This window comes from Streptomyces sp. NBC_00096 (assembly GCF_045041305.1).
Taxonomy (GTDB): Bacteria; Actinomycetota; Actinomycetes; order Streptomycetales; family Streptomycetaceae; genus Streptomyces.
Map to the genome: position 1 here is coordinate 7,082,654 of NZ_CP108221.1, position 14,159 is coordinate 7,096,812.

Annotated in this window: 13 protein-coding genes and 1 pseudogene; 7 read left to right on the top strand and 7 right to left on the bottom strand. The window is 74.8% G+C overall.

The window, feature by feature from the left end; genetic code table 11:
* Positions 1-23: 23 nt before the first annotated feature.
* Complete coding sequence (locus tag OG904_RS31600) at positions 24-770, bottom strand: GntR family transcriptional regulator (protein ID WP_405496869.1); 747 nt, start codon at positions 768-770, stop codon at positions 24-26.
* A gap of 257 nt (positions 771-1,027) precedes the next feature.
* On the opposite strand from OG904_RS31600, the gene OG904_RS31605 reads away from it, so the two are divergent.
* From OG904_RS31605 to OG904_RS31625, 5 genes are read left to right on the top strand one after another with little or no spacing between them, the layout of a single operon-like run.
* A complete protein-coding gene (locus OG904_RS31605; RefSeq protein ID WP_405496871.1) occupies positions 1,028-2,194 on the top strand; it encodes an ABC transporter substrate-binding protein in 1,167 nt (388 codons plus the stop codon).
* Complete coding sequence (locus OG904_RS31610) at positions 2,194-3,099, top strand: ABC transporter permease (RefSeq protein WP_405496873.1); 906 nt, start codon at positions 2,194-2,196, stop codon at positions 3,097-3,099. The genes OG904_RS31605 and OG904_RS31610 overlap by 1 nt, the downstream gene beginning before the upstream one ends.
* Complete coding sequence (locus tag OG904_RS31615; RefSeq protein ID WP_405496875.1) at positions 3,087-4,058, top strand: ABC transporter permease; 972 nt, start codon at positions 3,087-3,089, stop codon at positions 4,056-4,058. Before OG904_RS31610 ends, OG904_RS31615 begins: the two co-directional genes overlap by 13 nt.
* Before the next feature lie 5 nt (positions 4,059-4,063).
* A complete protein-coding gene (locus OG904_RS31620; RefSeq protein WP_405496877.1) occupies positions 4,064-5,197 on the top strand; it encodes an ABC transporter ATP-binding protein in 1,134 nt (377 codons plus the stop codon).
* Positions 5,194-5,859, top strand: coding sequence for an HAD family hydrolase (locus tag OG904_RS31625; protein WP_405496879.1), 666 nt, complete (start codon positions 5,194-5,196; stop codon positions 5,857-5,859). Before OG904_RS31620 ends, OG904_RS31625 begins: the two co-directional genes overlap by 4 nt.
* A gap of 872 nt (positions 5,860-6,731) precedes the next feature.
* On the opposite strand, the gene OG904_RS31630 is transcribed toward OG904_RS31625, so the two are convergent.
* Both OG904_RS31630 and OG904_RS31635 read right to left on the bottom strand, forming a co-directional pair.
* Complete coding sequence (locus tag OG904_RS31630) at positions 6,732-7,238, bottom strand: hypothetical protein (protein ID WP_405496881.1); 507 nt, start codon at positions 7,236-7,238, stop codon at positions 6,732-6,734.
* Positions 7,239-7,404: 166 nt separating this feature from the next.
* Positions 7,405-7,914, bottom strand: coding sequence for a cupin domain-containing protein (locus tag OG904_RS31635; protein WP_405496883.1), 510 nt, complete (start codon positions 7,912-7,914; stop codon positions 7,405-7,407).
* A 198-nt stretch (positions 7,915-8,112) separates the two neighbouring features.
* Between OG904_RS31635 and OG904_RS31640 the strand changes: the two genes are divergently transcribed.
* Positions 8,113-8,883 carry a GntR family transcriptional regulator gene (locus OG904_RS31640; protein ID WP_405496885.1) on the top strand — a complete coding sequence of 257 codons (771 nt, stop codon included), beginning with the start codon at positions 8,113-8,115 and terminating at the stop codon, positions 8,881-8,883.
* On the opposite strand, the gene OG904_RS31645 is transcribed toward OG904_RS31640, so the two are convergent.
* A complete protein-coding gene (locus OG904_RS31645) occupies positions 8,873-9,454 on the bottom strand; it encodes a phosphonate degradation HD-domain oxygenase (RefSeq protein WP_405496887.1) in 582 nt (193 codons plus the stop codon). The genes OG904_RS31640 and OG904_RS31645 overlap by 11 nt on opposite strands.
* Positions 9,451-10,560, bottom strand: coding sequence for a TauD/TfdA family dioxygenase (locus tag OG904_RS31650; RefSeq protein WP_405496889.1), 1,110 nt, complete (start codon positions 10,558-10,560; stop codon positions 9,451-9,453). The genes OG904_RS31645 and OG904_RS31650 overlap by 4 nt, the downstream gene beginning before the upstream one ends.
* Positions 10,561-10,764: 204 nt before the next feature.
* On the opposite strand from OG904_RS31650, the gene OG904_RS31655 reads away from it, so the two are divergent.
* Positions 10,765-12,042, top strand: coding sequence for a DUF2330 domain-containing protein (locus OG904_RS31655; protein ID WP_405496891.1), 1,278 nt, complete (start codon positions 10,765-10,767; stop codon positions 12,040-12,042).
* A gap of 71 nt (positions 12,043-12,113) precedes the next feature.
* On the opposite strand, the gene OG904_RS31660 is transcribed toward OG904_RS31655, so the two are convergent.
* Together OG904_RS31660 and OG904_RS31665 are read right to left on the bottom strand one after the other, a co-directional pair.
* Complete coding sequence (locus tag OG904_RS31660; protein ID WP_405496893.1) at positions 12,114-12,854, bottom strand: phosphatase PAP2 family protein; 741 nt, start codon at positions 12,852-12,854, stop codon at positions 12,114-12,116.
* 208 nt (positions 12,855-13,062) lie between these two features.
* A pseudogene (locus OG904_RS31665) lies at positions 13,063-14,115 on the bottom strand (zinc-dependent alcohol dehydrogenase family protein).
* Positions 14,116-14,159 lie beyond the last annotated feature (44 nt).

A 14,159-nucleotide genomic window follows, 5' to 3' on the forward strand; every position in this document is an offset into this window, starting at 1 on the left:
CCCGGCCCGGTCGCGTCGGCGTTCTAGCCGTCACCGGCCCGCCGCTCCAGCGGGGTTGCTACTGCCGAGTTGCTCACACTGAAGGTGATGCTGCCGGCCCGGTAGCGGTCGTCCGACCACTCGATCGGGCGGCCCGTGCGCGTCGCGGAGACGTGCCGCTGGCGCAGGAGCGGGCTGCCGCGGCGGATCTCCAGCAGCCGGGCGTCCTCGCTGCCGGCCGGCAGCGCGTCGATGAGGTGCTCGCCGTAGTGGGCGACGATCCCGGAGTCGTTCGCGAGGCCGTCCATCACCGAGCGGCAGTCCTCCGCCATCGCCTCGACCGCCGCCGCGACCCAGTCGGCGTAGGCCGTGCGCTCGACCATCGTCGGCTCCCCGTCGAGCAGCCGCAGCCGCAGCACGGCGAGGATCTCCGTACCGGGCGCCAGGGCGAGGCGGTCCGCCTCCTCGGCGGTGGCCGGACGGCGGGTGCGCGACAGGAAGCGGCTCGCCGCCCGGTGGCCGAGTCCTTCGGCCCACTGCGCGAAACTGTTGAGCTCGCCGAAACTGTGCTTGCGTTCGTGGCGCAGGACGATCCGGCGGGCGCCCTGCCGGGAGCCGATCAGGCCCTCGGCGGCCAGCGTCGCCACGGCCTGGCGGACGGTCCCGCGCGAGGCCGACCAGCGCGTGGCCAGATCGCTCTCCGAGGGCAGTTGGGCGCCCACCGGGTACTCGCCGGAGAGGATCGACCGGCGCAGCGCCTCGGCGATCTCCAGATACCGCACCGTAGCCATGGTGTCCTGTTCCCCCTTGAGTGGATGCGGGTGCCCGCCACCTGCCGCCCGTGCGCAAGCCTAGGCGGTTCCGGTCGTGAAGATCATCGCGAGAGGCCGTCCGTCACGGCCGTATCCGGCCAATTTCGGGTCTTCGTCGAGACGTGCACCACGGGACAGCCGCCGTTCACCGTCCGTACAGCGACCCAGGGCGAACTGGAGCCAACTTGTTCAGACAAGTGAACCCCCTCCGTTTGTCTTCGTCTCCGGGAGAGACCGTGCTCAGTTCCTCCGCCCGTCGCGGTGCGGCCGTACTGCTCAGTGCCGCCGTGCTCACCACGCTCAGCGCGTGCGGCGCCGCACCCGACCAGCCCGCCGGCTCCGCCACCGCCGACGGCAAGAAGACCCAGCCCGGCGCCGCCACTTCGGTCGCCGACTTCGGCGGCCTGGAGGGCCTCGTCTCGGCCGCCGAGAAGGAGGGCACGCTCAACGTCATCGCGCTCCCCGCGGACTGGGCGAACTACGGCGAGATCCAGAAGGCCTTCCAGGCCAAGTACCCCAAGGTCAAGATCAGCGCCGAGAACCCGGACGCCTCCAGCGCCGACGAGGTCGCGGCCGTCAAGTCCCGCAAGGGCCAGACCCGCGCCCCCGACGTCCTGGACCTGGGCATCGCCTTCGCCCGCAGCGGCGCCGGCGAGAACCTCTTCGCCCCGTACAAGGTCACCGCCTGGGACAAGATCCCCGCAGCCCAGAAGGACGCGGACGCCCGCTGGTACAACGACTACGGCGGCTACGTCTCCATCGGCTGCGACGCCGCCCGCATCCCGAACTGCCCGCAGTCCTTCGCCGACCTCACCAAGCCCGAGTACAAGGGCAAGGTCGCCCTCAACGGCAACCCGACCAAGTCCGGCTCGGCCTTCGGCGGCGTCTACGCGGCCGCCCTCGCCAACAAGGGCTCCTTCGGCGACGTCCAGCCCGGCATCGACTTCTTCGGCCAGCTGAAGAAGAGCGGGAACTTCATCCCCGTCGAGTCCACCCCGGCCACCGTCGAGAAGGGCGAGACGCCCATCTCGATCGACTGGGACTACCTCAACGCCGGCTACGCCGAGCAGTTCAAGGGCAAGGGCGTCGACTGGAAGGTCGCCATCCCCTCCGACGGCGTCTACGCCCAGTACTACTCGCAGGCCATCAACAAGGACGCCCCGCACCCGGCGGCCTCCCGCCTGTGGATGGAGTTCCTGTACAGCACCGAGGGCCAGAACCTCTGGCTGAAGGGCCACGCCCGCCCCGTGCTGCTGCCCGCCATGACCCAGGACGGCACCGTCGACAAGGACGCCGTCACCAAGCTCCCGCAGGTCCAGGGCACCCCGACCTTCCCGGCCTCCACCGAGCTGGACAAGGCCAAGGCCGCCCTCGCCGAGAAGTGGGACAAGGCCCTCAGCTGATGTCCGCCTCCACCACCACCCCCCACTCGACGGGGACCGCCGGCGGCACCACCCGCCGCCGGCGGCGCGGCCCGCGCACCTGGCTCGCCGCCCTCCCCCTCCTCGCCTTCACCGGGCTCTGCTTCGGCATCCCGCTCGGCGCCATCGCCTTCGGCGCGGTCACCCGCACCGACCCGGTGAGCGGCGCCACCGAGCTGACCGGCGAGCACCTGGCGCGGTCCCTCCAGGGCCCCTACCTCGGCTCCCTCGTCGGCAGCGTCCAGCTCTCCGCCCTCACCGCACTCGTCGGCGGCGTGCTCGGCGTCCTCATCGCGCAGGCCGTCGTCACCTCCCGCTCGCAGGCACTGCGCGGCGCGACCCTGACCGCCTCGGGCGTCCTCGCCAACTTCGGCGGGGTCCCGCTCGCCTTCGCGTTCATCGCCACCGTCGGGATCTCCGGAGTCGTCACCCAGCTCGCCGACCTCACCGGTCTCGGCTGGAACCTCTACTCCTTCACCGGCCTCACCGTGGTCTACCTCTACTTCCTGACCCCGCTGATGGTGCTGGTGATCGTCCCCGCACTGGACGGAGTGCGTCCGCAGTGGCGCGAAGCCGCCCAGAACAACGGGGCCAGCGGCTGGCAGTTCTGGCGCCACGTCGGCCTGCCCGTCCTCGCGCCCTCCCTGCTCGGCGGGTTCGTGCTGCTCTTCGGTACCGCCTTCGCCGCGCACGCCACGGCCGCCGCCCTCGTCGGCGGCTCCGTCCCGCTGGTCACGCTCAAGATCGCGGACGCCCTGTCCGGGAACGTGCTGACCGGCCAGGAGAACGTGGCCCTGGCACTCGGTCTCGACATGATCGTGATCGCCGGCCTGGTCATGGCGGTCTACCTGCCCCTCCAGCGACGGAGCGCCCGATGGCTGCGATGACCCCGACGCCCGCCCCGCACGCGCCGGACGCCCCGGCCGCCGGGGCCGGCACCGACACCGGCCCGGCAGCGGCCGCGCAGCCCCGGGCGGCCCGCCGCCCCCGGCCCCGGCCCCGAGTGTGGCGCGGAGCCGTACTCGCGCTCGCGGGCGCGTACTTCCTCCTCCCGCTCCTCGCCTCCTTCGTCTTCACCGTGCACGTCCCCGGCCAGGGCATCAGCTTCGAGGCGTACACCCAGCTGCTCTCCGCCGACGGATTCACCAAGAGCCTGCTGCTCTCGCTCGGCCTCGCCGCCGCGACCATCGCCCTGACGCTGCTCCTCGCCGTGCCCGCGCTGGTCGCCGTACGCATCGGCTCCCCGCGCCTGCGCCCGGTCGTCGAGGTGATGTGCATGATGCCGCTGGTGGTGCCCCCGATCGCCCTGGTCACCGGCATCACCACCGTGCTGCGCTGGGGCCCGGACCACCTCTCCAGGACCCCGCTCTACCAGACCTTCCTGGCCGTCCAGAACCCGGACTTCCCCTTCGTCCTGGTCCTCGCGTACACGGTCCTCGCGCTGCCGTTCGTCTACCGCTCCCTCGACGCGGGCCTGCGCGCGGTCGACGTCCCGACCCTCGTCGAAGCGGCCCGCAGCTGTGGCGCGAGCTGGCCGTACGTGGTCCTGCGCGTGCTGCTGCCGAACCTGCGGGCCGCCCTCGCCGGAGCCGCCTTCCTCACGCTGGCCCTGGTCCTCGGCGAGTTCACCATCGCCTCGCTGCTCGGCTTCCAGCCCTTCGCGGTGTGGATCGTGTCGATCTCCGGAGCGCACGCCCGCATGTCGGTGGCCGTCTCCGTCCTCAGCCTCCTCATCACCTGGTTGCTGCTGCTCCTCCTCTCCCGGGCCGGCACCGCCCCCGCTACCGTGTCGTCCGGGTCCTCGCGTCACCCCCGTACCTCCCGTACCTCCGGCAAGGAGTCCTGACCCGCATGTCCCTCACCCTTCCCGAGGCCAGGAAGCCCGCGGACAGCGGCGCGGCCCCCGCCGGAGCACGCGTCGAATTCCGGGGTCTGCGCCGCGCGTTCGGCTCCACCGTCGCGCTCGACGGACTCGACCTCACCATCGAGCCCGGCGAACTCGTCGCCCTCCTCGGCCCGTCGGGCTGCGGCAAGACCACCGCCCTGCGCGTCGTCGCCGGCTTCGAGCAGCCCGACTCCGGCGAAGTCCTGCTCGACGGAGAGGACATCACCCGGGTCCCGGCCAACCGCCGTGACGCCGGGATGGTGTTCCAGTCGTACAGCCTCTTCCCGAACCTCAACGCCCGCGACAACGTCGCCTTCGGCCTGCGCGTGCGCAAGGTGGGCGCCGCCGCGCGCCGCGAGCGCGCCGCCGAACTCCTCGACCTGGTCGGCCTGCCCGACCACGGCGACCGCTACCCGCACCAGATGTCCGGCGGCCAGCAGCAGCGCGTGGCGCTCGCCCGCGCCCTGGCCCTGCGCCCCCGCGTCCTGCTGCTCGACGAGCCGCTCTCCGCGCTCGACGCGAAGGTACGGGCCAACCTGCGCGAGGAGATCCGCCGGCTCCAGCTGTCGCTGGGCATCACCACCGTGTTCGTCACGCACGACCAGGAGGAGGCCCTGTCCATGGCCGACCGGGTCGCCGTGCTCAACGCGGGCCGCCTGGAACAGTGCGCCGCCCCCGCCGAGCTGTACGAGCGGCCCGCGACGCCTTTCGTCGCCGAGTTCGTCGGCACCATGAACCGGCTCCGCGGGCGGCTGGCGGACTCCGGGACGGTGGAGGTGGCCGGCTCCCGGCTGCCCGTGGACGGCCCGGTGCCGTCCGCCCGGGACGTCGAGGTCCTCGTACGCCCCGAGAACATCACGGTGGCCGCGGACGCCGAGGGCACGGCCACCGTCGTGTCGGCCTCGTTCTTCGGGTCGGTGACCCGGCTCCACCTGGATCTGGCCGACGGCACCCGCGTCAAGGCCGACCTGCCCTCCCGCGACGCCGGAGCCCTCGTACCCGGGGCGCGGGCGGCGATGGCCCTGGCCGAGCGGCCCGTCCTCGTCGTCGCGGGACCCGCGACCACCACCGCAACCGCAAGCGCAGGGAGTGGCTCATGACCGAACTCGCCGCCGTCCTCTTCGACATGGACGGCACCCTCGTCGACACCGAGGTCCTGTGGTGGCAGACCACCGAGGAGATCGCGGCGGGCCTGGGGTACGAACTGACCGTCGCCGACGCGCCCGAGGTGGTCGGCCGGGCGGTGGAGGACACCGCCGCGCACCTCGTACGGGCCGCCGGGACCGGGGACACGGAGGAGGTGGCCCTGGCCCTGACCGGGAGCTTCTTCCAGCGGGTCGAGCAGGGTGCGCCGATGCGGCCCGGGGCGCAGCGGCTGCTGACCGCCCTGGAAGCGGCGGGCCTGCCGTTCGCGCTGGTCAGCGCCTCGCCGCGAGTGGTCGTGGACTCGGTGGTCGGCGGCTCGCTGGCCCATGTCCCCTTCGCCTTCACCCTGTCCGCCGACGACACCACCCTGACGAAGCCGCACCCGGACCCCTACCGGGCGGCCGCGGAGCGGCTGGGCGCGGCTCCGGAGGCGTGCGTGGCGGTGGAGGACTCCCCGGACGGAGCGGCCTCGGCGGAGGCCGCCGGCTGCGGGGTGCTGGTCGTCCCGTCCCTGCTGCCGGTCCCCGCGTCGCCGGTACGCACCTTCGCCCCCTCCCTCTCCGAGGTGACCCCGGCCACCCTCCGGGCCTGCCTCACGGCGGCGGCGGGGGTCTGATGGGGTAGGCGTGTCTGACGGGGTGGCCGTCTGACGGCGCGGCCGTCTGACGGGGTGGCCGGGCCTGACAGGGCGGCTATGCCTGAGGGGCCGGCTCTGCCGGGCGGGCCGACCGGCTCTGATGGCGCGGCCGTCCGACGGGGCGGCTGTGCCTGACGGGGCTGCCGTCCGGCTGCCGGTCGTGCCTGAGGTGCCCACTGCGGCCGCTGCGCCTGATGGGCCGGCCGGGCCGCAGGGCACCTGGTAGGTCGACGGGCGGCGTTCCGCCGCGGCCCTGTCAGGGGCTCGGGGACGGCGGCCCGTCGCCCATCACGCCTCCTGGCGGCGGACGGGGTCCAGCCGGAGCAGCAGTGCGCGCGCGTCCGCTCTCCGGGCAGGGAGACGCAGCCCTGGCCCGGCCCGTCGTGCGCCACGCGGAACCAGATGCCGCAGCCCCGGTCGCCGCCCGGGGGACGGGGCCGGTCCGCGGGCATCCGGCCGGGGCGGCGGTTGTGGTCGATCGCCACGAGGCAGTCGAAGGAAGCGGCGAGCGGCCATACCCGGGGTCTGGTGTTGCGCGCGGTGAGGGCGAGCCCCGGTCGTAGGGCCGACAGGTGCTCGGTGTCGCGCGCGGGCTGCCCGCGTCGGTCAGGCCGAGCACCCTGCCGCGATGTTCCCCGGGGCCCGTGCCCCTCGCGGTGCGGGCGGGCCCCCGGCCGTGGGGTCGCCTGGTGCCTCATCGGTGAGCAGGCAGCCCGCGTAGGGCAGGCCGACCACCCCGACGGGCGAGCGTAGTCGCCCTGGCGGTGGTGGAGGGAGCGGCCAGCGAGGGCGTTGCCGATCGGCCGGGGACCATCCGGGGAGGTCCAGGACCCCGCCGGCCACAGCACTACCTAGACCGTCAGGTCGAGCAGGCGCAGGATCCCGTCCGCGTAGGCCGCCGATACGGAGCCCGGGCGGCGGGTCGCCGCGTCGCGGAGGCTCGGCAGGGCCGCGCGGATGTGCGCGGCGCACTGGCCGTACAGGCCCGCCTCGTGCGAGCTCCCGTCGTCCTCGGCGCCGAGCAGCCGCAGCAGCGCCCACAGCAGCGCCTCGCGGGTCGCCTGCCGGGGCGGGCCGGCGGACCACACGGCCATCAGCACCCCGCACACCGCCGGGGCGGGCGCGCGCAGCCGCCCCAGGTGGAAGGCGTGGCCCTCCAGCGCGTGGAACGCGGCCGGGTGGCCCTCGGCGGCGTCCCACAATGGATCCACGAGATGCCCCGCCGGGCGGCCGCAGCCGCAGCCGACGGAGTCCCAGGGGTGCCGCTCGATCTCCCGGGCCACCGCCTCGGGCACCAGCGGGCTGCTCCGCGGCTGCTTGTCCGTCCGCTTCGCGGTCTGCTTCTCCGTCGCTCTCACGGGAGAAGTATGGGATCAGCCCCGCGGCCGGTCCAGAGCCGCCCCCCGACGCACGGGCGGAACGGTTGACGGGCCGGTCAGAGGCCGGTCGGGCTCAGGGTGGCGGGTGCCCCGGCAGGTGGTCGAACGCGCGGCGCGGGGTGGTCGATCAGCGGATACCCGGATGTCAGTGGCCGTGCCCCTGGCAGCCGCAGCCCTTCGCCGCGGCGCGCGGCAGCGCCTCCGTGAACTCGCTCTGCGAGAAGACCGCCAGTACCGTGGCCGGCTCGTTGCCGTGGTTGGCCAGGGTGATCTCCTTGCCGGCCGGCAGCATCGCGAAGCTGCCCGGGGCCACCGTCCTGGTGCCGCAGCCGCAGGATGCCTCGACGGTGCCGGCGACGCCCGTGAGGAGCAGCTCCGAGGCGCCGTGCGCGTGGGCGGGGATCGTGCCGCCAGCCGGCACCTGGATCCGTACGGCGGCGAGCTCGCGGAACGGCCCGCCATCGGGATCGAGGCGCAGCGCCGGACCGCCGGCGGAGTCGGGGGCGGTGTCGATGGTCATGCCGAACATGGGTGGTTCCTCTGCGAATCGGAGGGCGGCCGCGCCGGGCGCGGCCCGGGGGGAGCCGCCGGGGCGGAACACGACCTCGGGCCGTCCGGGGCGGGGCCGCCCCCGGCCGCCGGCCATTGCGGTCATGGCTCGAATTTAGACGATGCGCATCGTCTAAAACCGGGGCGGAACGTCCCGACCTGCCGGGCCTTTCGCCACGGTCGGGGCAGCCGGGCAGCCGGGCAGCCGGGCAGCCGGGCAGCCGGGCGGTCGGGCGGTCGGGTCGTGCGTCCGCGCGCCGTCCGGCCGACCGGGCCCGCTCCGGGCCGTGGCAGGCTGGGACCCGTGAACGAGGCACCGAGCGACCCGGTACGCAGGACACCGCTCTACCTGAAGGTCGCCGGGGACCTGAGGACCGCCATCGCGGCGGGCGAGTACGGCTCGGGCGCGCGACTGCCCGCCGAGGACGAACTCGCCCGCCGCTACGGCGTCTCCAGGGGTACGGTCCGCCAGGCGCTGGCCGCCCTGCGCACCGACGGGCTGGTCACCTCGCGGCGCGGCACCCGCCGGGTCGTGCTCGGCGGCGGACCGGGCGAGGCCGGGGGAGTCGCGGAGCTGCGCAGTTTCACCCGGTGGGCCCGCTCGCTGGGCCGGGAGCCCGGCGGGCGGACCGTGGCCGTGGAGCGGGGCGGGGCCGACGCCGAGGAGGCGGAGCAGCTGCGGATCGACGCGGGGGCCCCGGTCCGCCGCGTCCTGCGGCTGCGCACCCTGTCGGGGACCCCGGTGATGGTCGAGCGGACCACCTACCCGGAGGCGGTCGGCGCCCTGGTCGCGGACATGCCGCGGGACACGGTCTCGTACTCCGAGCAACTCGCTCTGCACGGAGTCCTGTTCACCGACGCCCACCACACCATCGACATCGCGGCGGCGGACGCGGACGACGCGGAGCTGCTGGGCTGCCGGGCCGGCGAGGCACTGCTGCGCGAGCGGCGCCGTTCCACGGACCCGGCCGGAACCCCGGTGGAGTGGTCGCAGGACCGCTACCTCCCCGGCACGGTGGCCTTCACGGTGCACACCACGGCCGCCAGCGCGCTGGGCCGCCTGCTCACTCCCTGATCAGGAGCCCCTCCAGCAGCGGCCGGAAGTGGTCGAAGTCAGGGGTGGCCAGCTCGGGATCCTTGGCCTGCTCGTCCCAGCGCCGGACGGCCACCGCGTCGGCGGCGCCCGGCAGCGCCTCGAAGGCGCGCGCCTGCTCGGGGCTCATCGGGCCGCCCTGGACGCGCAGGGTGTGCACGGAGGCCTCCGAGAGCAGGCCGAAGTAGCCGGCTTCGGCCGTGCACAGGTACCGCTTGGCGGCCACGTGCAGCCGGACCGGCTCGGTGACCTCCGGCCCGAACCACTGGCCCAGCCAGTCCGCCCCCGTGTGGCTGTGGCGGTTGTCCAGACCGCCCTCCATCAGGTCGCGTCCGGACACCGTGCCGTGGAAGTGTCCGATGTCGTGGAGCAGCGCGGCCGCCACCAGGTGGGCGGGGGCGCCGGCGGCCTCCGCCAGGGCGCCGGCCTGGAGCATGTGCCCCGCCTGGGTGACCGCCTCGCCGAAGTACTCGGCGCTGCCCTCGCCCTCGAAGAGGAGGGCCAGCGCGTCGATCGGGCCGACCGGGCCGGCCCCGGTGCCGGAGGTGTTCACGCGCGGGCTCCGTCGCGACGCAGGACGGCGAGGGTGGACAGCAGCCCGTCGATGTCGGCGTAGGTCCCCTGGAGGTGGCGTCCGCCCGACTCGGCGAAGGCGGTACGGGCGTGCAGCAGACGGGTGTTGTCGAAGACCACGCAGTCCCCGGGTGCGAGCCGGAAGTCGAGCCGGAGCCCGGGCCGCTCCAGCAGCTCACCGAAGAGCCGGTAGGCGGCGTAGAACTCCTCCAGTACGGAGGCCGGTTGGTGCAGGGTGGAGATGGAGCGGTTGTTGAAGCGGACCTCGCGGACACGCCCGAGCGGGTCCACACCGATCAGCGGCCGGTGGGCCCGCAGCTCGCAGCGTGCGTCGGCGAAGGCGAACTCGACCGGCACCCGGGTCAGCACTTCGAAGGCCCCGGGCTCCCGCTCGCGCAGCAGCGCGGCGGCGTGGAAGCCGTCGACCAGCCCGGAGTCCCCGCCCCGGGCCTCGTTGCGCAGACAGTGCAGCAGCTGCAGGGTCGGCACCGGGTCGCGGTAGGGGTTGTCGGTGTGCGGGGTGATGCGCGCACCCGTGAACGCCAGGTTGTTGGGGTCGGCCTCGACGCGGACCTCGAAGAGCTCGCCGTAGTTCGTCTCGCGGACGAAGCCGAAGGTGCGCGCCACGTCCAGCACCATCCGGTCCCGGCACGGAACGTCCCGCAGGAGCACGAAGCCCAGCCGCACCACGCTGTCCAGCGCCCGCCCGCGGACCTCGCGGGAGCTGGTGTACGCGTCCCAGCCGGCCTCCGGGACCCGCCCGTCCAGGTCCGCCGCGGCCCACAGGTCCTTGTCCGCCTCGGTCCGGCCGTCCCCGGCGCGGCGGTACGCCGGCCCGTCCGGGCCGTGCGCGTCCAGCCACCCGGCCGCGTACACGGAGCGGTGGCCGTCCGGCCGCCACACCACCTCCCAGCCGGGTCCGCCGTCGGCGGCGGGCGCCTCGCGCACGGAGCCGACGGCCAGTCCGGCGGGCAGCTCGGTGATCTGGAACAGCTTCTGGCCGGTGCGCGGGTCGCGGCACTCGGTGCAGGGGCAGTTGTCGCGCAGCCAGGGCGCGGGCGGGCGGGTGATCGCCGTCGGGGACATCGTGGCTCCTGTCGTCCTCGGAGAATCCGAAAAGTTGTATGTACAACTCTGGTCCCCCGCAGCGTGACAGCACCGGATGACCGGCAGATGGCGAACGGGTGGCCGGAACCGGATCGCCGCGGCCGCCGTCTGAAACCGCGGGCGGACGGGCCGGAGGTCCGCGAGCGGGCGTGGGGAAGTGCCGGGGAAGGTGTGGGGAACGGCGTGGGTGACGGTGTGCGGCAGGGTGCGGGCAGACGCACGGACGGGGACGGGGGTCCGGGCGGCAAGGGCAAGGGCGTGGGCAAGGGCGTGGGCGAGGGCGCGGGCGAGGACACGGGCACAGGCATGGGCAGGGGCACGGGCATCGTTGAGCACGCGGGCAAGGGCGCCGCGAAGACCGGGCGGGCGGCACCGGGAGCGCGCCGAAGGGTCGCGGTGCTGCTGTTCGCGCTGCTCGCGACCCAGCTGGGTTCCCTGGTCAGCCCGGCCTACGCCTGCGGCTGCGGGGCGATGGTCCCCGACGCCGGTTCCCGGATGGGGGTCTCCCGGGAAACCTCCGTGGTGCGCTGGGACGGCCGGACCGAGCAGATGGCGATGCGGTTCACGGTCGGCGGCGACGCCAAGCGCGCCGCGTGGATCATGCCGGTGCCGGGGCGGGCCACGGTGCGCCTCGGCGACCCCGGGCTGTTCTCGCAGCTGGTGGACCTGACCGGGCCCGAATACCGGACCCGGAGCTACTTCTGGCCCCGCAGCGGCGACTGGCCCTTCGGCTCCGGCAGCCGGGACACGGCCGGGGCGGCGCCGCCCGGCAGCGGCGAGGCGGGGGTCGGCGTCGTCGGACGCGAGCGGCTCGGCGACTTCGACGTCGCCCGGCTCACCGCGACCGACCCCGACGCGCTGGGCGAATGGCTGGAGGCCAACGGCTTCAAGCTCCCCGACGGCCTCTCCGCGGACCTGAAGCCGTACGTTGACCAGCGCTGGGAGTACGTCGCCGTACGCCTCGTCCCCCGCGAGGCCGGCGCCGCCCTGCGCGGCACCCTGGACCCGCTCCTGATCCGCTTCGACAGCGACCGGCTCGTCTACCCGATGCGGCTGTCCCGGCGGGCCGGCAGCGCCCAGTCCCTGGGGCTGTACGTACTGGCCGACCACCGCATGGAGCCCGTCTCCGCGATCGGCGGCGACGCCCCCGAGGTGACCTTCGCCGGGCGGGTCACCCCGACGGGACAGGTCGCCGAGTTCGCGGGTGCGGCGCCGGTGTTCCTGACGGCGATCGACCAGGACTTCCCGGTCCCGTCCCGTATCGACGGCGATCACGAACTGCGCGCCACCGCGGGCGACACCCCCTACCGCCGGGTCGAGTACACCGACGAGCTCCGCACGGTGGGCGGGATCCCGGTCTGGATCCTGACGGTCACGGGCGCGCTCGGGGCGGCGGCCCTGGCCGTCCTGCGGCTGCGACGCCGCGGCCGGGCTCCGGCGGCGGGCGGCCCGCACGGCTGACCGCACCGGCGGCGGAGGACGTCGTCACCGCCGCGTCGCCGCCGCCCGGCCGCGGGCGCCGACCGTGCCGGTCAGTGTCGCGGGCCCGGCCGGCGCAGGCGCAGGCGTTCCGCCTCGCGGGTCAGCGCCGGGGCGCAGAGCCACCACGCCAGCAGACCGGTTCCGGCGCCGGCCGCCGCTCCGGCGGCGGTGTCGCTGAGCCAGTGCGCGTGCAGCCAGGTCCGGCTCCACATCATCGCCAGCGTGAACACCGTGCCGCCCGTCCACCAGGCCCGGCGCCGGGCGGCCGGGACGAGGAGCGCCCCGATGATGACGACCAGGAGCGCCGCACCGGCCGCGTGCCCCGAGGGGAACGAGCCGTGGTCGACCCGGACCAGCGGATCCGCCGGGCGCGGCCGGTCCACCAGGTGCTTGAGGCTCTGGACGACGAGCATGTTGCCGGCCATGTAGGCGGCGAAGAGGAAGCCCGCCGAGACCCAGCGGCGCCGGACGAGCAGGAAGAGCAGCAGGGCGAGGGGGACGACCGAGCCCAGGGGGCCGCCGAACCAGTTCAGCACCGAGGCGACCGCGGAGGGGATTCCCCCGTGCGGTCCGCCCATCCACGTCAGCCACCGGTCGTCGAGGCCCTGGAAGGGCGGCCGGATCACGTCCCGGCGGACGACGAGCGCGAGGGCGGCGGCTGATCCGAGCAGTCCGGCCCCGAGGGCGAGCGTGCCGGTACTGCGGCGGTCCCCGGCCGGCAGCGGTGCGGGCGCGGACACGGGCGCGGACGCGCCGGGTCCGGCGGGCGGGGAGACGGGGATCGTGGACATGGCGGTGCCTCTCGCGGCTTGGGGAGGTGAGGGGTGCGGGAGTGTGACGGGTGCGGGGAACGGGCCCTGGGGAACGGGCCCCGGGGGAGGGTGGGAACGAGTCCCTGATTACACGTGTAATCAGGGACTGTAGCGATGCGCTCGCGCCCACCACAAGCCCCGGCCTGCGGATTTCCCCGCAAGGCGGCCGGAGACGGCCCGGAGCGACCTACCGGCCCCGCGCCGCCCCCGGCCGGATGATCGTGACTCCGCGGCCGGGAGCCGTGCCCATCGCGGCCAGTGCCTCCGGCGCCGCCTCCAGCGGGATCGTGGCCGTGACCAGGAGGTCCGGCCGCAGCGCTCCGGAGCGGACCAGTTCCATCATCGGCGGGTACGCGTGCGCCGCCATTCCGTGGCTGCCGAGGATCTCCAGCTCCCACCCGATGACCCGCTCCATCGGCAGCGCCGCGGCCCCCTGCGCGGCAGGCAGCAGCCCGACCTGGACGTGCCGCCCGCGCCTGCGCAGCCCGGACACCGACGCCGACGCCGTCGCCGCGGACCCCAGCGCGTCCAGCGACAGATGGGCCCCGCCGCGCGTCAGCTACCGTACGGCCGCGGCGGCGTCCCCCCGCGCCGGATCCACGCGGTGCGCGGCTCCGAACACCGCCGCCAGCTCCAGCGCCTCCGGCGAGGTGTCCACGGCCACCACCCGGGCCCCCGCCGCCACCGCGATCATCACGGCCGACAGCCCCACACCGCCGCAGCCGTGCACGGCGACCCACTCGCCCGGTGTCACCCGCCCCTGCGCGACGACCGCCCGGAAGGCCGTCGCGAACCGGCACCCCAGCCCGGCCGCCGTGTCGTAGGAGAGCTCCCCGGGTACGGCCACCAGGTTCACGTCGGCGTGCTCCAGTGCCACGTACTCGGCGAAGGACCCCCAGTGCGTGAATCCCGGCTGCGTCTGGCGGGCGCACACCTGGTGCTGCCCGGCGGCGCACTCGGCGCAGCTGCCGCACGCGCAGACGAACGGGACCGTCACCCGGTCCCCGGTACGCCAGTTGGCGACCCCGGAGCCCACCGCCTCGACCACACCGGCCAGTTCGTGTCCGGGCACGTGCGGGAGCGTGATGTCCGGGTCGTGTCCCGCCCATCCGTGCCAGTCGCTGCGGCACAGCCCGGTCGCCTCGACCCGCACCACCACCCCGCCGGCGGCCGGAACCGGATCGGCCACGTCCCGTACCTCGGCCCGCTCCCCGTACCGCTCGAACACCACGGCGCGCACACCGACCGCCTCCCCTCGCTCGACCCGCTCGTCCGCCCCCGGGC

Coding starts and splice junctions, on each gene's coding strand:
- OG904_RS31600 (WP_405496869.1), bottom strand. CDS start 770: ATGGCTACGGTGCGGTATCTGGAGATCGCCGAGGCGCTGCGCCGGTCG.
- OG904_RS31610 (WP_405496873.1), top strand. CDS start 2,194: ATGTCCGCCTCCACCACCACCCCCCACTCGACGGGGACCGCCGGCGGC.
- OG904_RS31615 (WP_405496875.1), top strand. CDS start 3,087: ATGGCTGCGATGACCCCGACGCCCGCCCCGCACGCGCCGGACGCCCCG.
- OG904_RS31620 (WP_405496877.1), top strand. CDS start 4,064: ATGTCCCTCACCCTTCCCGAGGCCAGGAAGCCCGCGGACAGCGGCGCG.
- OG904_RS31625 (WP_405496879.1), top strand. CDS start 5,194: ATGACCGAACTCGCCGCCGTCCTCTTCGACATGGACGGCACCCTCGTC.
- OG904_RS31635 (WP_405496883.1), bottom strand. CDS start 7,914: ATGACCGCAATGGCCGGCGGCCGGGGGCGGCCCCGCCCCGGACGGCCC.
- OG904_RS31650 (WP_405496889.1), bottom strand. CDS start 10,560: ATGTCCCCGACGGCGATCACCCGCCCGCCCGCGCCCTGGCTGCGCGAC.
- OG904_RS31660 (WP_405496893.1), bottom strand. CDS start 12,854: ATGTCCACGATCCCCGTCTCCCCGCCCGCCGGACCCGGCGCGTCCGCG.